Source organism: Mycetohabitans sp. B3 (assembly GCF_021498065.1).
GTDB lineage: Bacteria > Pseudomonadota > Gammaproteobacteria > Burkholderiales > Burkholderiaceae > Mycetohabitans.
In genome coordinates this window covers 15339-33144 of the sequence record NZ_JAHLKN010000035.1, presented here as the reverse complement: position 1 = coordinate 33144, position 17806 = coordinate 15339, and the positions used below count along the sequence as shown (strand labels likewise).

Genomic DNA, 17806 nt, shown 5'->3' with positions numbered 1-17806 from the left:
AGGCCGGGGATGAACGATCCACGACTCGATCTCAACGTGGCGACGGCAATGCCCAGAACGACAGCCTCTGACACGGCTGCGTCCGAGCCATCGGCAAAGCCTATGTCGAACGCGCTGCCGGATCTGCCAGCCGATCCGGCGCAGGATGTCCCGCTGGAACCCCCGCCCGCGCCGCCGCCCTCCGAGGCAGCCGCGCGTCAATGGCACGACCTGCCGCGCCCCGCCGTTCAACCGGATCCGACCGGTGCATTGCTGCGTTCACTATCCGGCCTGCTTGCCGCGTACGCGGTGCTGATGATCGGCAACGGACTATTCACAACGCTGATCCCGATCCGGATGCTGCATGCGGGACTGTCAACGGTCGCGGTCGGACTCGTGCAGTCGTGCTACTACGTAGGATTTGTCGCAGGGGCCGTGACCAACAGCCGGCTGATTGAGCGCATCGGCCAGCATCGGGCGTTCGTTGCCTTTTCGGCTGGCGCGGCGCTGACTGCGCTCGCATTTGGCACATTCGACTCACCGTGGGTCAGCGGCGCACTGCGCTTTTGCAGCGGTGTTGCGTTCATGGGCGTCTACGCGTGCGTCGAGAGCTGGCTCAACGGCGCGGTTCCGAACGCAATGCGCGGCCGGGTATTCTCGACGTACCTGGCGATCACGTACCTGGGCGTCGGTGCGGGGCAGTTCCTGCTGGACATAGCCGGTGCATCCGGCGGGCGCAACCTGCTGATCGTCGGTGCGCTGTTTGTCGGCGCCATCCTGCCCGTCACGCTGCTGGAAGGCTGGCCAGTGCACGTGTTCGAGGATCGGGCCGGCGTGCGCCGCCCCCGCTCATGGATCGGCCATGCGATCGACCTGTGGCGCGACACGCCATTAGCGATTCCCGGTTGCATCTGCGCCGGGTTGCTGTCCGGCGCGTTTTATTCGATGACCCCAGTGTTCCTGACCGGCATCGGCTTTTCAGTTAGCGAACTGTCGCACTTCATGGGCATTGTGCTGATCGGCGCATTGCTGTCGCAATGGCCGATCGGCAAGCTATCGGACCGCATCGAACGTCGCGTGCTGGTGTTTCACCTCGCGGTGCTGGCCGCAACCCTTAGTGCATCGTTGATCATCGTGCGCGTGCATTGGTTTGTCGGCATCGCGACGCTCGTGTATGTCGCTGCAGCGTTCACGCTTTACGGTCTCATCGTCTCCTACGTGAATGATCATATCGACGCAAACCGACGCATTGCGATCAGTGCGACGCTGTTGATCCTGTTTTCGATCGGCGGACTGTCAGGGCCGACAATTGCGTCTGTGGCGATGACCGTGCTTGGACCGAGCGGCCTGTTCGTGTTCAATGCCGCAACGGCTGCCCTGCTTGCCTATGCGGCACGCCGGTCGATCACCGGCGGACGGGCAACGCGGTCCGGGACGCCGTGAGGTCGGGTTGCCTGCGGTTTGTCACCGCGGTGGCGGATCAACTCTACGCCGCGCCGCAGTTCGGCCACTGTCACCACGGACAAATATAGACCGGTATCTTCCAGGGCCGCCTGCCAGAAAAACGCCATGACGCCCGGATCTGCTTGTTCCCGCTTGCGTACCTCGCTGATGACGTTGGTGTCAACCCAATACATGCGCTGCCTTGCCATCGTCGCACCGGGCAAAGTCCGCGTCCTTTCCCACGCTCGGAATACTCATGAGGGCTTGCGCAAAGGTCCTGCGCTGCGGCCTGCGCAACGCCTGCGCCAGGATCTCGCGATGCTCCGCCTCGGCGCTGCGGCCGTGTGCTGCGGCCCGCTCGCGCAGACTTTGGACCAGCGCGTCGTCTACGTTGCGCACCAGTAAATTTGCCATGTTTCACCTCCCGCTTTCCATTGCTATCAACGATAGCGTTCGCCGCGAGAGTTGCAAGCACGGCTAGCGCCAGGGTAATCAATTTTTTGCATCATGTTAGGAGCCCTTTTGAGACGCGCGTAAAACCGTTTGAGGCTGGTGGAATGCCGTCCACCGACTTACTCCAGACGTGCGCAGAAACTACGGCAATTCGCCGCTGCGATGGCGTCGATGCAGTTCACCGATCGATCCGGTCATACACGATGCGATCCAGCGTCACGAAGGAAGCCTCGGTGCGCTGCTCGCCTGCACCGAAGCGATGGAAACGCAAAACGAGGCTAATTAAACATCCTTTGGATCTTCGAGATCCAAGTCGAGCAACGCGCTGCTCAGCGACTTGCCATGGGCGTCCAGCGCAAGCGATCGGGTCACCCCGCCACCCAGTGCGTGTTGGGCAACAAAATTGAACGCTGCGATATTGGGCAAATCGTATCGGACGACGTCGCCAAGTACTACATCCTGTAGGTGCGTTTTCACCCGTTCGGCCGTCAGCGTCTGACGCAGATACGCATAGTGGCGACTGTCATAGCATATGACCGATATGTTTAACGTATCTCCCTTGTCACCCGTGCGCGAGTGGGCGAGGTTGCGCAACTTCATTTTACGCCTCCACAAATTCGAATGTCGGTCGCACGTGCGCTCTTGGTAACAAGATCGATTGCACAGCGAGCACTTCCCGCGTTGCCTTGGTCGCACCCCCACCGCCTGCAGGACCATTGGTATAAAGCGTCTCAACCTCGTTGCCGATGCATGCTGCGTCCGCTAACGAAGCGGTCCGTCCCGCGACGCGTACACGGACCTCGTATGGTTCGCCGCCGCGTGCGCCGGCGCTCGGACCATGCAGTGCGTCAACACCAATCAGGTCAAAGCGCAGCTCGCGAGTCTGGACGCCCCTGAGTTGCAGACGTTCTCGAACGATATCCAGTGCGACACGCGCCCGCCCGAGTGCACCCGGGCCGCCGTATGACATCTGCCCTTCTCCGATAAAGCCATCCGCATAGGCTACCGAGACCTTCAGTGTATCGGTACGCGCAGTACCACGGCCTCCTGCTATGCGGACGCGGTCGGGAGCTTCTTCGAATACGCGGACCCCGGTAAAATCTGCCACGACGTCAGGCTGCAGGTAGCGACTCGGGTCGTGTATCTCATAAAGCAATTGTTCCTTGCACGTCGCCTCGGTTACGCAACCGCCGGCATCAGCAACCTTCGTCATGACGGCCGTTCCGTCGGGCTCGACCTCCGCGATGGGGAACCCCAGGCGGGCGAGATCGGGCACGTCCTTGAAACCGGGGTCGGCAAAGTAGCCGCCCGTAACATGACCCGCGCACTCGAGCAAATGCCCGACGACGGTGCCTCGTCCGAGCCTGTCCCAATCATTCATGTCCCAGCCGAACTCGTAGATCAACGGCGCGGTGAAAAGCGCAGGATCGGCGACGCGGCCCGTCAGCACGATATCGGCGCCGGCCGTCAATGCATCGACGATGGGTGCCGCTCCCAGATAAGCATTCGCTGAAACGAGCCGCTCGGCATACGATGTCACACTATCGCCCGACTCCTCGAAATAAAAATCGCCCTGCCGCACGAGGGCAAGCACGTCGTCTCCGGTGACTGCGGCAATCCTTAAACCGTGCAAACCTAGTGAGCGCGCAATCTGAGCGGTCCTGCGTGCAGCGGCAACCGGATTGGCTGCGCCCATATTGGAGATGATTTGCACGCCATTGCGCACAGCGACAGGCAGAACCGCCGTCATGCGAGCATCGAGCAACGGGTCGTAGCCCCGTTCAGGGTTGTCGCGCCGCATCTGCTGCGCAATCGCAATAGTTCGCTCGGCGAGGCATTCAAATACGAGATAGTCCAGCGCACCATGCGCCGCCAGTTCGACAGCGGGTTCTATCCGATCGCCCGAATATCCGGCACCCGCCCCGATTCGCACACAGCGCCGTTGATGAATTACAGCCATGGCATGATTCTCAGTGAAGGCTTACAAGGGGAAAACACCCAATACAACAGCGGCGACAGTCATGACAATCGATGTGCCGAATAGCAAAGGGAAGGTAAACTTTTGATGATCGGCGAGATCGATACCGCACAGTCCGATCACAAGGAATGTCGCTGGCGTAAGCGGGCTAACGGGAAAGCCTGTGGTCATTTGCCCGAGCAACGCTGCCTGCCCGACCTGCACTGCCGGCACACCCAGTTGCCCTGCCACTTCTGCGACGACAGGTAACACGCCAAAATAGAACGAATCAGGATCAAACAACATGCTCATCGGCATCGCGAGGAGCCCCAGCGTAAACGGGATGTGGCTAGACATCTCTTGAGGCACAAGATTGACGGTGGACTGTGCCATCGCTTTGAGCATGCCGCTACCTTGCAACACGCCGGTAAAAACGCCGGCCGCCAATAAAACACCCGCCATCATCAATGCAGCTCGCGCATGCGCATCCACACGCTTACGCTGCATCTCCACGTTCGGATAGTTGACCGATAGAACAATACATAGTCCAACCATGAATACGATCGCGGGCGGGATCTTGTCACCTATTAGCACCAACGTGCCAAGCACGCACAAAGTCAACACGACGTTGAACCAAAAATACTTGGGGCGGCGAATTTCGCTTTCCTCCCGCGTGAGCTTGCGCTCTGGCATCGGCCCTGAGTTGTTAACCCAAGCGGATCCGAGCCGTTTCTCCTCGCGGCGACCTAGTAGATATGCGATGCCAAATACGAACACCAGCCCCACCACCTGCACGGGTATAAGCGGGTTGAAAAGCGACGACACTGGCAGATGCAAAGAAGCGGATGCGCGGATCGTGGGTCCGGTCCACGGCAAAAAATTCACGCCCGCCGCCATCGATACGGCTGCCGCCAGCACACGACGATCCATCTTCAAGCGATCGTAAAGTGGCAGCATCGCTGGGATCGTCACGAGAAAACACACGGCTCCTGAGCCATCGAGATGAATCAGTAATGCCAGTAGTGTCGTTCCCATGACAATGCGTGTTGGCTTCGTGCCAACCATCTTCAGAATGCGATCAATAATTGGATCGAGCATGCCAGCGTCCGTCACCGTCCCGAAATAGAGAATCGCAAATACGAACATGCCCACCACCGGCGCCATATTCCTTAAGCCGCCAATCACGAACTCGCAAGTCTGCCACCCGAAGCCGCCAAGCAGTGATGCCGCAATAGGCACCACAATCAGCGCTACCAACGGCGACATTCGCTTCGAGAGGATGGCGGCGAGCAAAACCACAATGGTGGCGAACCCCAGTAACGGCAGCATATATTCGATCCCCAATTTTTCTTTTGATCACGGGTCTAGGGTAGATCGATTGCATCGATAGATCAATTGAAATGATTTGATTGCAGCATTCATAAAGCGCAATGGATAGGAAGCTTCGCGACATGGAGTAGTTGATTACAAACGCACACTCTCTAGGGGATGGGTCGCGGAGGACCTGGAGCACGTTCAGCGTTTCGCGACCGACTGGATGTGGACTGACAATCACGATCGCCCGAACATGGCCCTGGGCGGATTGACGCCAAAACAGCGGCTGGCCATGACCGCATAGTTCCTACTTCTGAACCCCGTGGAAAGCGGGGAGATTACCCCGCCACCTTGAAGCATGCATTACCCACGCGCGTACCCGCCGCCAGTTCGGCCAGCCCATTGGAAAGAATCAAGCCATCTCCCATCGCCTCGCCGACATGAAAGTCAACCTCGATGCCGCGTGCGAGCTCGTCTATCGGGTAGGGCGGCTCAAGGACGCGGGCCTGGTAGTCGCGCTCAATGCGCCAGCGCATTGTGGCAACGCGAACCGGACCTGCCCACGAGCAGAACGCAGCGCAGCACCACGCTGAATTGCAAGCGCTGCAGGCGCAACTCGGGGACGCACGCGAGCAAATTGGCACGCTGGAAGGCAGCTTGGCGGCGCTGCATTGCATCAACGCCGGCACTGAAAAAGCGCGGCACGTGCAGCAGCGCACGTCAGCCAAGTCTGCATTAGGCCGGATCACCGGCCCTATTGGGCGGCAACGCCCGCCAACACATGCGCTGGGCAAATCTCGCACGCGGGAACAAGCCGTATGAAGCAGTCACTTGCGAACCGTCGACAGTGATGCCCAAAAATTGTTAAGCAAAACGGCCGAATCGATAAGAACAGGGCGCGTCGGTCATGCTAGCATTTTTGCACGATCGGAAAACTAACCCGACTATTAAGTTTACGAAATCGTAAACTTAATCGCCACATTTGATAACCACAGTTGCGCGCACACGAGGCCGGCGTTGCCGGCGTCGTGAGACATGCGCACCTAACGTAATCGCGCGGCAATCTCTCGGTCCATCGCCTCATTTTAGTTGAAACGATGTCCGTGAATCGCACAAGTAACGGGAGTGTCTGCATGCTTTCATCCCTCGTACTACCGGTTCGTCTCCCGACATTGATCGTTTTAGCGTGGGATAAACAAGGCAGGGCTTACATCGAAAAACTTGCCCAACTTGCCCGCTAGCGTCGCACTGATCTTTCGCTTACCTGCCAGAATTGCGGAAAGGTTGCTTTGGGGCACCACCTCCGACAGATCTTCCTGTTTAAGCCGGCGCACGCCCATCAAGAATTTTAGCGCGTCTTTAGGTTCGGCCGCCTCGATTGAATAGCGCACCTGCTCATATCTCGAAACCAGATCACTGACAAGGTCAAGTAAGCCGGATAGGGGATGCTCCTCATCATCTCCTGCAACGTCCAGCAGCGCATTCATCAACGCGACCATATGATCATAGTCCGCATCGCCGTGGATAGGGTGCAGGTGCGCCATCGCATCAAAAGTTTGCCACGATGCCTGGATCGCTTGAATGTTGAAGTGCGTATGCGTGCCTTGCATGATTACACCTTGCCTTTGTGATAGAGCTTGGTCCAGTCGTCATATTCCCGATGCGTCATAACTTTCTGAACAAACACCTTTTTGAATCTGTATCGAACAATGACTACTACGCGATAGTTGTTCCCGCCGACATCAAAGACGACATAAGGCGGTACGTAGTCGGCTGAGTTAAAAAGCGCCCGGACATGGTTGAAATCTTTAAACTCAGCATGCTCCACCACTGAGTGCCATTGCCGTAACACCTGTTCTGCCTCCGGATGTTTTTGCCAGAAATCGCGGAGCATCTTGAGGGAAATGATGTGCATGAGTGAATTATATCGTTTTGATATAATTTGTCAAGGTATCGCCTATATAATGTCGTGTAAAAGCCGTCAGCTGGCAGCTGCCAGCTCCCGCTTCACCTCACCTTCAAAACGCCCGACCTGTGACCCTGGCTCAACTCGCCCCCGTGCCACCGCTCGACTCGCTTACGCTCCCCGACCGCCTGGACGGGCACAACGGCACCAATCGCTGCGCGCTCGAGACCGCGCAGCGGTACGCTTACCATGTCATCGCTCACGCACGAGGATCTGCAACGGTTCAAGGTATTTCTGGTCGATCCGCAGCCGGCCAGCCGCTGGTTGCCGAACAACGGGGCAAGTATTCTCGCGACGTGGCGACCCTTTAACGGGCTGCTGTCGCCGGCCAATCAGCACTGGTGATGCTGAACAGCCATGTTCATATGGTGGATCGGCGCCGGCTACCTGTGCGGCAACCCAATGGCGATGCTACGCCAACGCGGTCGACACGCGCAACGCGCTTTCTGGAGCGCGATCTGTGGTAGGAAGCCACGCTCTAATTTGAAGATGTCACAACGATCGGTAGAATTTCGCCGCTCAAAGGAGAGAAAGACAAATACAATGCGATGCATGGCCATCCTGCTCTTGATGTTTGTACGATGCTTGAGAAAGATGGCACGATATCAGAGCAGCCCTGGCCATCTTGTTATCCCTCATATCTCGTGCTGCGCGCGGTAATCAACAAAACATCGTCCTGGCTGATCACGCAACAACTTTTCACATTAACGCTCAATCTATGCGCGACGCAACATCGCTATCGGCACCACGAAACGATTCCCACAGCATTTGTCGAATCGACCATGAGTTATATGGTCAACAAGCGTTTTGCGAACCCAATCATCGTGCACAGCGTGACAGGAGCGGCACGGGATTTTTGGCACACGTGACGGGGAACGCCGTGGCCAGGCTACCTTAAAAGTTTAGTTTTTTTGGCACTCTCGTGCGCAGGAAGTGGATGCTTTGGCATCGGAAATTTCATCGCTCTCCAAGCTGGACGTATCAAGCGACCACACTGGCTTATTGATTTCTTTGAGAAACCTAGATAATTCGCCCGGCTTAGCTCCTTTAACTGAAATGGGTTTATTAAATGCAGCTGGGATTTTATCATTCTTTAGTTTAAGTGCGGCAACTATATCATTTATTTTTTCTTCTGCTATTTTAGCATCGTTAAAGCCAAGTGTTTCCTGTGCGAGGAACTGCTTTCCCGGAAAGGCGTGGCCGATCCGCGCGCTTGCACGATGCAAAGCAAAACCTCCCGTACTTGAGAAAATGCCTCCCTCTCCACTTGCCCGAGCCTCTACTTCGTGGCAAATTGCGCATGGAACAAGCCTGCCTGCCATGGGAACAATCACACGCTCGCCCAACGCCATGCCCACCGATTCGGCAATCCCCTCTCCCAGTGGTCCCGTCGTCAGTTCGATACCCTCGGCATGCCGATATTCAGGATGACCCGGCGTCTTGCTGCCGAGTTGGCAAAAGCATTTCAGCTCCTCGATCAGCATGTCGCAATAGCCAGTCAAATATAAGAGGCTGTACAGCAGCATCGAATCGCATGAAGTCCTTGAACAGGACAGTGGCAATGTCGGCCATGCCCATCGGCGCACCTGGATGGCTGCTTTTTGCCTTCTGTACAGCGTCCATCGACAGGAATCGAATGCAGTTGGCCATTTCCCGAAGATGCGGATTGCGGGGAAGCGGCACGCCCTTGGGTGCTGCGGGTGCTGCACAAGATTGCTCTGTCATCAGTCTATCCTTTATAGGTCTTGAACAAATGACACGCGCTGTCCCGTTCTTATCCTACTGCCAGCAGCATGAGGGCAAAGAGCGCACGGCATGCATGCAACAGACAGCGCCGTCCGATCCGTCGGTCACCGCCGTCAGCTCGATCGCTTGTTGCCGGGCTCGTGCGTGCGCTGGCTATACGTATCATTGCCACAATGCGGGCATTTTGACATGTACGTTGGTCAACGCGGCACTTTGACCTTTACCTCAGCCGTCGCAAGCTGCAGCGTACTGCCGTCCTGCCATGCGTCCGCGCCGACCACCGGCTGCGGCTGCGCCAGATCGGCACGACGCCGACGCAGCGCGTCGGTAGACACGCCGAACCGCGCGTCACGCGCCTGCACGCGCGCACGGTCAAGTTGCCCGTCATCCGTAAAACTCATCATCAGTTGCGGAATGCCAAGCGGCAACGCGTGATCGCGATCGATCTGCCACGTATGCCAAGTCTTGCCGTACGTGTTGACAAGTTGCCCCATCAGCGCGTGCTCGGCTTTCTCCGGAATGCCCGGCGCCAGCAGTTCTCCAGAACGTACTTCGTAGCGGTGACTGTGCCATAGCCGTCGCTCCTCGTCGGGCAGCGTGCGGAATACACGCTCGCTGACGATATATTCGATGCCAATCAGCTTTGCATCCGGTGCATCCGAATCGTAGATCACGCATTGATGGAAGTCTTCTGTCAGGTGCGTGCAGTAATGAAAGGCCTCGACCTGCCGGCCCATGTCATCGGCATAGAAATGGAAACCGTTCAGGAATGCGCTCATCGCGTCAACAGGCCGCTTTTTCTGCAACAGTCGCGCACCCGTGTCGAGCACGCGGCTTCGCGGCGACAGCTTCGCCCCAGGCACGGGCGTGCCGTGGTTCTCGTCGGCACGCGCAGACGACGCCGACAAGCCCGCCGCGGAGGCCAACGCGACCTTGAGCGCTGACGACGTGAACGCCCGACGGCACGCGCAGATTGTAGATTTCTTCATTGATCACCCCCGTTATTCGTGAATAGGGCCGCGGTGACCCCAAGATAAAGACCGGTGTGCTGCGAAGGTTTCACGCCGACAAATCACCACCGCTGCGCGGCTCAACGTCCTTTGGATTATCAAGATGCCCCGGCGGCGGCTGGTACGGGCCCCGGTCCGGTTCCGGCTTTTGCGGGATCATCGTTTCGTCCATGTTGCCATGGCCTTTTTGGTGCACTTTGCCATCCTTGTCGACGGTCACCTCGCCTTCACCTTCCGCAGGTTTGCGCATTGCGGGGTCAGCACGATCGGCGGCATCGCGATGTTTCATCGTGGGTCTCCTTCAACAGGCGCGCCACAACAGCGCGCGTCCCTGTTCAGAGCAAACCACATGCCGCTGCGTGGCAACCCGGTACCGGCTCGAGCCAATCGCCGCGATACCCTCATCGTCACGGCTGCTACGCACGGAACTAGCGGCGGACGGCACCACGCTCCAGCGATTGCGACCATTGGACTGCTCAGTCTTTTACACCCACGACCTTGACAATACATCTAAAGACACATATCTTTAGATGTGTCTTACGACTCTCTTGGAGCAACCTATGCGTCATCGTTCTTTTTTCCGCGATTGGTCACGCAGTGCTCGCTCGTGGCACGATTGCATGCCGTTTGCCGCGCTGCGCCACGCAATGGGCCGGCACGGCCACCGGCGGCACGGCGGTGGTAGCCCGTTCTGGGGGGGCGGCGGCTTCGGCTTCGGCGATGACGAAAGCATGTCGCGCGGCCGCAAATTCTCGTCTGATGACCTGCAATTGCTGCTGCTCGCGTTAATCGCACAACAGCCCAGCCATGGCTATGAGTTAATCAAGGCATTGGATGCTCGCTCCAGCGGCTACTACAGCCCGAGCCCGGGCATGGTATATCCGGCTCTGACCTACCTCGAGGAGCTGGGCTACGTCACAGTCCATCTGGAAGGCAACCGCAAGCGGTACGTAATAGCGGATCCCGGGCGCGACTATCTCGAGGCCAACCGAGAACGCGCAGACCTGCTGCTCGCCAAGCTGCAGCACATCGGCCGCAAGATGGAGATGATCCGCCGCTTCTTCGCCGGTGGCGAAGGTGACGACATGTCGGGGGGCCCAGCGTGGCTGCCGGAATTCAACGAGGCCCGGCTCGCACTGAAGCAAGCGCTGTACCGTCGCGATAACCTGCCGCCGGACGAGCAGCGGCGCATTGCAGCCATCCTGAGGCGTGCGGTCGCCGAAATTGAGCACAAGCCGGAGGCAAGCCAATGACATCCGCTCAGGACAACATAACGGTGCAGGACGGCCCGGAGCGCACCGTGACGCGCGTTCGTCATCCGTTGAAGTTTCGTCTGTTGCGCGTGCAGCGCGTGCGGCAGATCACGCCGACGCTGGTGCGTGTGACGCTGGCCGGCGACGATCTACATGATTTCGTCTCCGCCTCGTTCGACGACCACGTCAAGGTGTTTTTTCCATTACCCGGCATGGACAAACCCCTGCTGCCGACTGTGGGACCGGATGGTGTCGTGTTCCTGGAGCATCATCCACGCCCCCCGGCCCGCGACTACACGCCGCGGCGCTACGATCGGCAGGCAGGCGAATTGGATCTGGAATTCACACTGCATGATGCCGGCCCTGCGTCCGCATGGGCAAAGCAGGCGCAACCGGGACAATGGCTCGGCGTCGGCGGACCGCGAGGCTCACTCATCATCCCGACTGGCTTTGACTGGCATTGGCTGATCGGCGACGATACCGCACTGCCCGCCATTGCGCGGCGGCTTGAAGAGTTACCCGCCGATACTCGGGTGGTAACCGTGATTGAGGTAGCAGACGCAGCGGCGCGCATCGACCTCAATACCCGCGCACAACTGCATGCGGTGTGGTGCTATCGCGACTGCGCGGGGCCCGACGGCGGCGCGTTGTTACGCGCGGTGCAGGATACGGATTTGCCGGGCGGCGATGGCTACGTTTGGGTGGCAGCCGAGGCCAGCATAGCGCGCGCAGTGCGCCAGTACTTGGTGGAGGAGCGCGGCGTACCTAAGTCTCGGATCCGCGCGGCCAGCTATTGGCGGCGCGGATCCGCCGCGGTACACGAGGCGATCGACGGTTGACGGTTGACGATCTGCGGCGTGCGCTGCCCAGTCGGTGGCGACGGGCATCGCGAAGTCGGCGCCGGCACCAATGGACGGCGACCAGCGCTGCATCACCGCCTTCCGCCGCGTGGAGAAGCGCACACCCTCCTCGCCGTATGCCGACGTATGCATGGCTTCCAGCCACCGAAGCCGTGCCATGCCATCGGCCAATGACTCCAGCAGTTGGCAACTCACAATGGAATGGGAATTTCCAGTTGCCGTTTTCTGATGAACTGCCCTATACTGGAATTGCCGCTGAAAACAGCAGCGGCCGGGTGTGACAATCCGGTAACTCTAGGCGCATATAAGCCGCGCCCTCTCACGATTCGCGGCTTTTTTATGCGCAACGTCTGGCACGTCTATGGCGGGCCGGGCGGGGCCAGCTTCGGCTGGGCCGGTTCCTAGAGTCCGGTTTGTCACCCTCGTTCGGTCCGCCACCCTCCGTGACAAGAGGCGCGGGTATGAACCGTACTCTAGGAGCCAGGCATGGATATTTCCCCTCTTGGCGTTTGTCTGTCCGAATATCGCCGCCTGCGTGTTCGTCGAACGCTGCTGCTTCTTTTCCCTCGTCTTTGCGCGTTTTGTGCGTCACTTGTCGCCTTTAAACGGGTGTCGAGCTATTTAGCCATGGCGCACCGAGCCGCGCAGCCACCGTAAGATAGTGAAATTCCCACTGTTGCTCCAAACTAAGCGGACGCTTCGCGTAACCGTTAGGACTGTTAATTTAATGGCTTAAGCGCCTTTTCCGCTTCCCCTCGCATCGTGCTTATCGGCGCGAGGGGTATGTTTTGCCCAAAACAAGGAGGATATGCAGGGCCTGCGTCGCTCCAGCGATGCAGGCCAACAGATGCCGTGGTGGATCAAGGATTTTACGTCATTGCCATGGATCCGGCGCATGTACGCTTCGTCGTGCCGCCGGCCGTAGTTTCTAAACGAGAAAGCATAGGGACATGGCTCGCCGCCACTAGCTTGACCGTCACCGCGTTCGTCGTGCGTCTTGATGTCGGTATCGTGGTCTTACTCGGCGAGGTATGGATCGCCTGGCGGTGGCTGCGTCGGTTTGAGCCGACCCTGACCACAAGCCAGTTCAGCATCAGTGCGGCAGGCATGATTTGGTTCGGGTCAAAATCGGGCCCCGCTCTGATCGCCATGCATCGGATAAGGCGCGTTTGCCTGGTCCCGCCGCGCAGACGCCGCGTTGTCCTGCTGTCGCTACGCGCAGCCTTCGATGAGCCACAGGCCTTGCCATGGCGGCGTCCTGATCGCAGGCGTCTAGCCAAATGGGGCATTGTGGTCGAGGCTGATGGGCTCGATTATGCTATCGCGCAGGGTTTGTCTCGCCGTACCGCTCTTCGGCTGGCGCGGGCAGTGCGACGGGCACTGCGTGCTGCGCTGCGAGATGGGCATTGGGTTTGACGCTCTTTTCATGCCGATATGGCGCGTATTGAGCGCTGCTCAGAACAAGTCTAGAACATTATGCACAACGCCGCCTCGTCATTACTCTTGCATCGCTTGCTCGTCAACGGCCACGCTCGGCTGGTATCAACCGCGGTTGGATTTTGATTCTTCCACACTTTGTGTGAACCCGAGAGGGACGACGACGGTCAAGCCGATCTCGCATTGCTTGGACTACTGGCGTGGATTTTTCCTTCAACGCGTCTTGCCCGCTTCCAGTGCCGTCGACGAGCATTTGCCGAAAGCCTTTTGTCTTGTGTCGCACGCCATCAACGCCGCACGGGCCGAACGCAGCCAGTTGGTGCCACACGATCGCGCTGGCGTCTACGCCGAAAGCATTACGCGTGGCGCGCCGCAAGCAATACAAGTGGCTGACAGGCGGCATCTGCTGAAGAATCTTAGAAACGCCATTGAGCGCGCGCCCGGCTGCTGCCAACAGCATATACCGGGCACCGCATGTGCCGCGAACCGGTCCGCGTCATCCACCACGGGTGTCGACGCCCCAGGCCGCAAGTCCCCCCAACACGATGAACATGACTGCGGCAGTCGTACGCACAGCGGTCATCGGCAGCCGATGTGCAAAAAGGTTACCGAAAAAAACGACCGGCATGTTCGCGAACATCATGCCTAGCGTGGTGCCGATAATGACACTGGGCAGATCGTGGAACCGGGCGGCCAACGCCACGGTTGCGATTTGGGTCTTATCGCCCATTTCTGCGAAAAAAAACGTCAGCAATGTAGTGCCGAAGATCCCAAGCTTTGTACGCGCAGGCTGCACCGCTTCCATGAGCAGCTTGCCAGGAACCAGTACCCATACGCCCATCGCGATGAATGACAGCGCGAGTGCCCAGCGCATTGCCGACGGAGTGAGCACTGACAACAGCCATTGGCCGAGCGCGCTCGCTCCAGTATGGTTCACCAGAGTGGCAGCCAGCATGCCAAACACAATTGGCCAAGGTTGGCGATAGCGTGCGGCGAGCGCGAAAGACAGTAGTTGCGTTTTATCACCGATTTCGGCAAGTGCAACGCTGCTAACGGAAACGAGCAAAGCTTCGATCATGAGCGATAGTGTCCCAGGCCGTCGATGTGCGAGTCACAACTCACGCACTGCCCGAACTTTTCCGGCACTCGTAGGCCATTAGCCCCGCCACTGGTAAGGTAACAAATGGCCGGACTCAACACGTGTGGCCAAACTGATTGTCGCCGTGCATTTTCCATCGCAAATTGTTTCCGTGCCAGAATTGATGTACTTGCTTATTTGTCGAAGATATGATTCAAAATAATACCGCGTACTGATTCAGCCTTCACTGGCGCGGCGGGTAGCTTATCGGCATGTGAACTGATCAAGACTGGGCCTTGTTTAATATCGTCGGTTGGGCGTCCGTGGGAGCCTTTTACCAGTAGCGGGTTCAATGGAATTACATCAAGCAGGCTACGCATGCCCAGTTGCCGTTTAAAAAGTTTCCAACCAATTTGTAGGCGGGGAAAGACCCGCTCGGGGTCGATGAATAACTCTACTGGGTCATAGCCCGGTTTGCGATGAATGTCCACTGTGCGTGCGAAATCAGGCGCACGTGCGTCATCGAGCCAATAATAGTAGCTGAACCAACGATCAGCCTGGCTGATGGCCACCAGTTCACCAGCACGTGGATGATCCAGTCCTATGCTATGCTGGCCTGCCCTGTCCAATACGGTGTCGACGCCGTTTAAGCGCTGCAACAGCGCCTTGACTTCATCGATTAGCGCGTTATGCCGGATATAGACATGGGCGACTTGATGATCAGCCAGCGCAAACGCCTTGGATGCCCCACAATCGAGCTTCTCTTCCCCCTGTTCATCACGTACCGCGAGCCAGCCGGCTTGACGCAACGCGCGATTAATTGGAATATCGCCCGATACCGGCGTGATTCCGTATTCCGACAAAGCGATGACGTGCATGCCGTAGCTGTCCGCGTGCTCGATGAGCTCACCGCATAGCGCATCCACCGCAGCGACTTCTTGAGCAATAGCCGGATGACTTGGCCCAAGCTTTTGCAAACAGTAGTCCAAATGTGGAAGGTACACCAGCGTCAATGTGGGCTGCCGGGTGTCACACAAGTGCAGCGCGCAGTCCGTGATCCACCGGCTTGACGCAAAGCCAGCCGCCGGCCCCCAAAACTGAAAGAGGGGAAATTCGCCCAATTGCCATAGCAATTCCGAATGCAATGCGGCCGGTTGCGTATAGAAGTCGGGGATCTTGCGACCATCCGCCTTATAAATCGGCCGCGGCGTGACGCTCCAATCCACATCCGCATACATATTGAACCACCAAAATAGCTGCGCACAACTGAAGTCTGGATTGCGCGCTTTGGCTTCGTGCCAAATCTTGTCTCCTTCGATGAGTCCATTGTTTTGCTTCCAAAACAGTGGTTCAGCTAATTCCCGTGAATACCAACCATTAGCGACACAACCATGATGTTGCGGCAAACGTCCGGTCAGTAGTGTGGCTTGGGCCGGGCAGGTCAAAGCTGGTGTCACAGTGATTAAAGGGCACATTGCGCCGCGCTTGGCCAAAGCGGATAAGTGAGGCGCATGCTTCAGTAGCTGGCCGCTTAGCCCCACCACATTCAGGACGATCACGCGTTGCATAGCAGCACCTTGCTTAAGGTAGCTTATTCATGGTTGGGCGGCTCACAAACGGCGATCACGAGATCGCCCGACTACGCCGATTCTTGGCATCGGTTACTCAGTGGTGGTTACCTGCGGGGTTTGTCCGCGTAGCACTGAATTGCCCTCCCAGTTATGGCGCTGATCGATCAGCAGCGGCGTTTCAGCCTCGGCGATATCAAGCCGTGCGCTTTGGGCGAAAAAAGCAAGCGGATTGTGCCAAACGATCGTTTCGATTTCATGCTCGGCGATGCCCGCATCACGCATGGCCGATACAGTTTTAGGCACTTTCAACGGATCGCTGACGCCCCAGTCCGCTGCGCTATTCATGATGATGCGCTCACTGCCATACTGCTTAACCAGCGCGACCATACGCGCTTCATCCATCTTGGTGTGCGGGTAAATCGAATGTCCGGCCCAGCAACCTGAGTCGAGCACCAGCGGGAGTGTCTCTTCCGTATTGTGGTCAATCAATACCCGTTCTTGGTCAATGCCGCTTTCGCGAATGAGCGCGAGAGTGCGAATGGTGCCAGCTTTTTTATTTCGATGAGGCGTATGCACCAGCACAGGTAGGTCATGTTCGATTGCCAGTTCAATTTGACGCGCAAAATAATGGGCTTCGGCCGGTGTTTCATCGTCGAATCCGACTTCGCCCACTGCCACCACGCCATCTTTATCAAGATAGCGCTCAAGCAACGCGATGACGCCATCAGCAATATCCGAATTATTGGTTTCTTTAGGGTTCAAGCCCAGCGTGCAAAAGTGGCGGATGCCAAACTGGCCGGCCCGAAAACGCTCCCAGCCCAATAAAGATAAGAAATAGTCTTCGAACGTACCGACATGCGTGCGCGGCTGCCCCATCCAGAAGGCCGGCTCTACCACGATCGTAATGCCCGCGTTGCTCATCGCCTGGTAATCATCGGTGGTGCGTGAGGTCATATGGATATGGGGGTCAAACATTTTCATGTTCAATACCTCGCAGAAGGAAGTTAAGGTCATCAGATATCTGACGTTTTGCTGCGCGCCGTTCACTGGCGTAATCGGCAACCATGCGTTTTAGTGTGGGAGTGAGTCGTTTATTGAGCCCAGCAATGCGGCGGATTGACGTGCCGGTAAAGAGAGCCTTCAAGACAAGTTGATTAAAATTCAACTCGCAGAGGAAACGTTCGGGATACGCATTGTCGCAAGCGATCGCTTCAAAGACAATCGCCACATTGCTACGGCAACCCTCCGCGGCAATCGATACCCATCGCTGCGGTTCGGGCAATAAGATCAAACTGCGCAATATTGCCTGCTGCTCAGTACTATCGCCACGTCGATAGAGACGCGTGACAACGCTGGGATATTCAGCACTGGGCCGCAACGACAAGGTATGTAAGAGGATCAGCGCTCTACCAAAATCACCTATACTCCATTGCTGCGGCGCAATGACGCCGGCTCCGCGCAATGTATCAAGCGTCTTAGTGGGCAACGACGGCAGACCCGCAAGTCGGCGCTGTGCTATTGCGAAATGATGCTCGATACTGTGCTCGAGATCATCACTGCATGAGGCAGGCCTTGTGATGATCTGTTGGTAGCGAGCCAGCCAATTTTTTGCCCGATCTGCCTTATCCTCTGCAGAGCAGGCTTCGGCGGCTTGGAGTAAACCCGCATAAAGCGTATTCGCGATTGTCATAACCAAATTTAATATTAGGTTGGCGATAAGGCTAACTGAGCATAGGTTG

The 17806-nt window shown here is 57.6% G+C and carries 20 protein-coding genes and 4 pseudogenes; 9 read left to right on the top strand and 15 right to left on the bottom strand.

Going from position 1 to position 17806, the window contains the following annotated elements:
• Window positions 1-9: 9 nt before the first annotated feature.
• The gene (locus KQH55_RS10250) at window positions 10-1422 is read left to right on the top strand and encodes an MFS transporter (protein ID WP_139337297.1); all 1413 of its coding nucleotides are present in this window, start codon (window positions 10-12) and stop codon (window positions 1420-1422) included.
• A 5-nt stretch (window positions 1423-1427) separates the two neighbouring features.
• Here KQH55_RS10250 and KQH55_RS10245 read toward each other — a convergent pair.
• The 5 genes and pseudogenes from KQH55_RS10245 to KQH55_RS10225 all read right to left on the bottom strand — a co-directional run.
• Window positions 1428-1616, bottom strand: a pseudogene (locus KQH55_RS10245) (VapC toxin family PIN domain ribonuclease); the annotation flags it as partial.
• On the bottom strand, window positions 1603-1836 hold the full coding sequence (locus KQH55_RS10240) for a DNA-binding protein (protein WP_076788281.1): 234 nt from the start codon (window positions 1834-1836) through the stop codon (window positions 1603-1605). The gene KQH55_RS10240 and the pseudogene KQH55_RS10245, both read right to left, overlap by 14 nt.
• Window positions 1837-2157: 321 nt before the next feature.
• Window positions 2158-2475: a hypothetical protein gene (locus tag KQH55_RS10235; protein WP_235090761.1), complete on the bottom strand. Its 318-nt coding sequence runs from the start codon at window positions 2473-2475 to the stop codon at window positions 2158-2160.
• Window position 2476: 1 nt separating this feature from the next.
• On the bottom strand, window positions 2477-3835 hold the full coding sequence (locus KQH55_RS10230) for an acyclic terpene utilization AtuA family protein (RefSeq protein ID WP_076788284.1): 1359 nt from the start codon (window positions 3833-3835) through the stop codon (window positions 2477-2479).
• Between the two features lie 21 nt (window positions 3836-3856).
• Entirely contained in the window at window positions 3857-5161 is a 1305-nt protein-coding gene (locus KQH55_RS10225) for a CitMHS family transporter (RefSeq protein ID WP_076794615.1), read from the bottom strand.
• Window positions 5162-5336: 175 nt separating this feature from the next.
• Here KQH55_RS10225 and KQH55_RS10220 point away from each other — a divergent pair.
• The 3 genes and pseudogenes from KQH55_RS10220 to KQH55_RS10210 form a co-directional block, all read left to right on the top strand.
• Window positions 5337-5450 (top strand): annotated as a pseudogene (locus KQH55_RS10220) (IS3 family transposase); the annotation flags it as partial.
• Between the two features lie 58 nt (window positions 5451-5508).
• The gene (locus tag KQH55_RS10215) at window positions 5509-5739 is read left to right on the top strand and encodes an acyl-CoA dehydrogenase family protein (RefSeq protein WP_083703607.1); all 231 of its coding nucleotides are present in this window, start codon (window positions 5509-5511) and stop codon (window positions 5737-5739) included.
• On the top strand, window positions 5684-5968 hold the full coding sequence (locus KQH55_RS10210; protein WP_139337298.1) for a hypothetical protein: 285 nt from the start codon (window positions 5684-5686) through the stop codon (window positions 5966-5968). Before KQH55_RS10215 ends, KQH55_RS10210 begins: the two co-directional genes overlap by 56 nt.
• 359 nt (window positions 5969-6327) lie before the next feature.
• Here KQH55_RS10210 and KQH55_RS10205 read toward each other — a convergent pair whose 3' ends face one another.
• The gene (locus tag KQH55_RS10205) at window positions 6328-6756 is read right to left on the bottom strand and encodes a type II toxin-antitoxin system HigA family antitoxin (protein WP_083703608.1); all 429 of its coding nucleotides are present in this window, start codon (window positions 6754-6756) and stop codon (window positions 6328-6330) included.
• A gap of 2 nt (window positions 6757-6758) precedes the next feature.
• Window positions 6759-7061 carry a type II toxin-antitoxin system HigB family toxin gene (locus KQH55_RS10200; RefSeq protein ID WP_076794397.1) on the bottom strand — a complete coding sequence of 101 codons (303 nt, stop codon included), beginning with the start codon at window positions 7059-7061 and terminating at the stop codon, window positions 6759-6761.
• A 240-nt stretch (window positions 7062-7301) separates the two neighbouring features.
• Here KQH55_RS10200 and KQH55_RS10195 point away from each other — a divergent pair, with 240 nt between their 5' ends.
• Together KQH55_RS10195 and KQH55_RS10190 are read left to right on the top strand one after the other, a co-directional pair.
• Window positions 7302-7457: a hypothetical protein gene (locus KQH55_RS10195; protein ID WP_170872352.1), complete on the top strand. Its 156-nt coding sequence runs from the start codon at window positions 7302-7304 to the stop codon at window positions 7455-7457.
• Window positions 7458-7693: 236 nt separating this feature from the next.
• Window positions 7694-7981 (top strand): hypothetical protein, encoded by a 288-nt coding sequence (locus KQH55_RS10190; protein ID WP_139337299.1) that lies wholly within the window; start codon window positions 7694-7696, stop codon window positions 7979-7981.
• A gap of 459 nt (window positions 7982-8440) precedes the next feature.
• On the opposite strand, the pseudogene KQH55_RS10185 reads toward KQH55_RS10190, so the two are convergent.
• The 3 genes and pseudogenes from KQH55_RS10185 to KQH55_RS10175 all read right to left on the bottom strand — a co-directional run.
• Window positions 8441-8762 (bottom strand): annotated as a pseudogene (locus KQH55_RS10185) (transketolase); the annotation flags it as partial.
• 296 nt (window positions 8763-9058) lie between these two features.
• Window positions 9059-9847 carry an OBAP family protein gene (locus KQH55_RS10180; protein WP_235090759.1) on the bottom strand — a complete coding sequence of 263 codons (789 nt, stop codon included), beginning with the start codon at window positions 9845-9847 and terminating at the stop codon, window positions 9059-9061.
• A 70-nt stretch (window positions 9848-9917) separates the two neighbouring features.
• The gene (locus KQH55_RS10175; protein WP_076788289.1) at window positions 9918-10157 is read right to left on the bottom strand and encodes a hypothetical protein; all 240 of its coding nucleotides are present in this window, start codon (window positions 10155-10157) and stop codon (window positions 9918-9920) included.
• A 271-nt stretch (window positions 10158-10428) separates the two neighbouring features.
• Here KQH55_RS10175 and KQH55_RS10170 point away from each other — a divergent pair, with 271 nt between their 5' ends.
• Together KQH55_RS10170 and KQH55_RS10165 are read left to right on the top strand one after the other, a co-directional pair.
• Window positions 10429-11121, top strand: a complete 693-nt coding sequence (locus KQH55_RS10170; RefSeq protein ID WP_373566385.1) for a PadR family transcriptional regulator — start codon at window positions 10429-10431, stop codon at window positions 11119-11121.
• Window positions 11118-11960, top strand: a complete 843-nt coding sequence (locus KQH55_RS10165) for a siderophore-interacting protein (RefSeq protein ID WP_235090756.1) — start codon at window positions 11118-11120, stop codon at window positions 11958-11960. The genes KQH55_RS10170 and KQH55_RS10165 overlap by 4 nt, the downstream gene beginning before the upstream one ends.
• Window positions 11961-11996: 36 nt before the next feature.
• On the opposite strand, the pseudogene KQH55_RS10160 reads toward KQH55_RS10165, so the two are convergent.
• Window positions 11997-12148: pseudogene (locus KQH55_RS10160) on the bottom strand (methylmalonate-semialdehyde dehydrogenase); the annotation flags it as partial.
• A 715-nt stretch (window positions 12149-12863) separates the two neighbouring features.
• Between KQH55_RS10160 and KQH55_RS10155 the strand changes: the two are divergent.
• Window positions 12864-13397 carry a hypothetical protein gene (locus tag KQH55_RS10155; RefSeq protein ID WP_235090754.1) on the top strand — a complete coding sequence of 178 codons (534 nt, stop codon included), beginning with the start codon at window positions 12864-12866 and terminating at the stop codon, window positions 13395-13397.
• 517 nt (window positions 13398-13914) lie between these two features.
• Here the strand turns inward: KQH55_RS10155 and KQH55_RS10150 are convergent.
• The 4 genes from KQH55_RS10150 to KQH55_RS10135 all read right to left on the bottom strand — a co-directional run bounded on the left by KQH55_RS10150 (window position 13915) and on the right by KQH55_RS10135 (window position 17757).
• Complete coding sequence (locus tag KQH55_RS10150; RefSeq protein WP_076794404.1) at window positions 13915-14496, bottom strand: TMEM165/GDT1 family protein; 582 nt, start codon at window positions 14494-14496, stop codon at window positions 13915-13917.
• Between the two features lie 194 nt (window positions 14497-14690).
• Complete coding sequence (locus KQH55_RS10145; RefSeq protein ID WP_076794405.1) at window positions 14691-16064, bottom strand: alkaline phosphatase family protein; 1374 nt, start codon at window positions 16062-16064, stop codon at window positions 14691-14693.
• A gap of 93 nt (window positions 16065-16157) precedes the next feature.
• Window positions 16158-17048: a TatD family hydrolase gene (locus KQH55_RS10140; protein WP_076794406.1), complete on the bottom strand. Its 891-nt coding sequence runs from the start codon at window positions 17046-17048 to the stop codon at window positions 16158-16160.
• A complete protein-coding gene (locus KQH55_RS10135) occupies window positions 17035-17757 on the bottom strand; it encodes an EboA domain-containing protein (RefSeq protein ID WP_076794407.1) in 723 nt (240 codons plus the stop codon). The genes KQH55_RS10140 and KQH55_RS10135 overlap by 14 nt, the downstream gene beginning before the upstream one ends.
• Window positions 17758-17806: the final 49 nt, after the last annotated feature.

Bases quoted from the DNA above. Each gene is read 5' to 3' on its own strand.
- KQH55_RS10140 (WP_076794406.1), bottom strand. From the start codon at position 17,048: ATGAAAATGTTTGACCCCCATATCCATATGACCTCACGCACCACCGAT.
- KQH55_RS10195 (WP_170872352.1), top strand. From the start codon at position 7,302: ATGTCATCGCTCACGCACGAGGATCTGCAACGGTTCAAGGTATTTCTG.
- KQH55_RS10190 (WP_139337299.1), top strand. From the start codon at position 7,694: ATGCTTGAGAAAGATGGCACGATATCAGAGCAGCCCTGGCCATCTTGT.
- KQH55_RS10170 (WP_373566385.1), top strand. From the start codon at position 10,429: ATGCGTCATCGTTCTTTTTTCCGCGATTGGTCACGCAGTGCTCGCTCG.
- KQH55_RS10250 (WP_139337297.1), top strand. From the start codon at position 10: ATGAACGATCCACGACTCGATCTCAACGTGGCGACGGCAATGCCCAGA.
- KQH55_RS10180 (WP_235090759.1), bottom strand. From the start codon at position 9,847: ATGAAGAAATCTACAATCTGCGCGTGCCGTCGGGCGTTCACGTCGTCA.
- KQH55_RS10135 (WP_076794407.1), bottom strand. From the start codon at position 17,757: ATGACAATCGCGAATACGCTTTATGCGGGTTTACTCCAAGCCGCCGAA.
- KQH55_RS10155 (WP_235090754.1), top strand. From the start codon at position 12,864: ATGGATCCGGCGCATGTACGCTTCGTCGTGCCGCCGGCCGTAGTTTCT.
- KQH55_RS10165 (WP_235090756.1), top strand. From the start codon at position 11,118: ATGACATCCGCTCAGGACAACATAACGGTGCAGGACGGCCCGGAGCGC.
- KQH55_RS10150 (WP_076794404.1), bottom strand. From the start codon at position 14,496: ATGATCGAAGCTTTGCTCGTTTCCGTTAGCAGCGTTGCACTTGCCGAA.
- KQH55_RS10205 (WP_083703608.1), bottom strand. From the start codon at position 6,756: ATGCAAGGCACGCATACGCACTTCAACATTCAAGCGATCCAGGCATCG.
- KQH55_RS10175 (WP_076788289.1), bottom strand. From the start codon at position 10,157: ATGAAACATCGCGATGCCGCCGATCGTGCTGACCCCGCAATGCGCAAA.
- KQH55_RS10200 (WP_076794397.1), bottom strand. From the start codon at position 7,061: ATGCACATCATTTCCCTCAAGATGCTCCGCGATTTCTGGCAAAAACAT.
- KQH55_RS10240 (WP_076788281.1), bottom strand. From the start codon at position 1,836: ATGGCAAATTTACTGGTGCGCAACGTAGACGACGCGCTGGTCCAAAGT.
- KQH55_RS10235 (WP_235090761.1), bottom strand. From the start codon at position 2,475: ATGAAGTTGCGCAACCTCGCCCACTCGCGCACGGGTGACAAGGGAGAT.
- KQH55_RS10145 (WP_076794405.1), bottom strand. From the start codon at position 16,064: ATGCAACGCGTGATCGTCCTGAATGTGGTGGGGCTAAGCGGCCAGCTA.
- KQH55_RS10225 (WP_076794615.1), bottom strand. From the start codon at position 5,161: ATGCTGCCGTTACTGGGGTTCGCCACCATTGTGGTTTTGCTCGCCGCC.
- KQH55_RS10230 (WP_076788284.1), bottom strand. From the start codon at position 3,835: ATGGCTGTAATTCATCAACGGCGCTGTGTGCGAATCGGGGCGGGTGCC.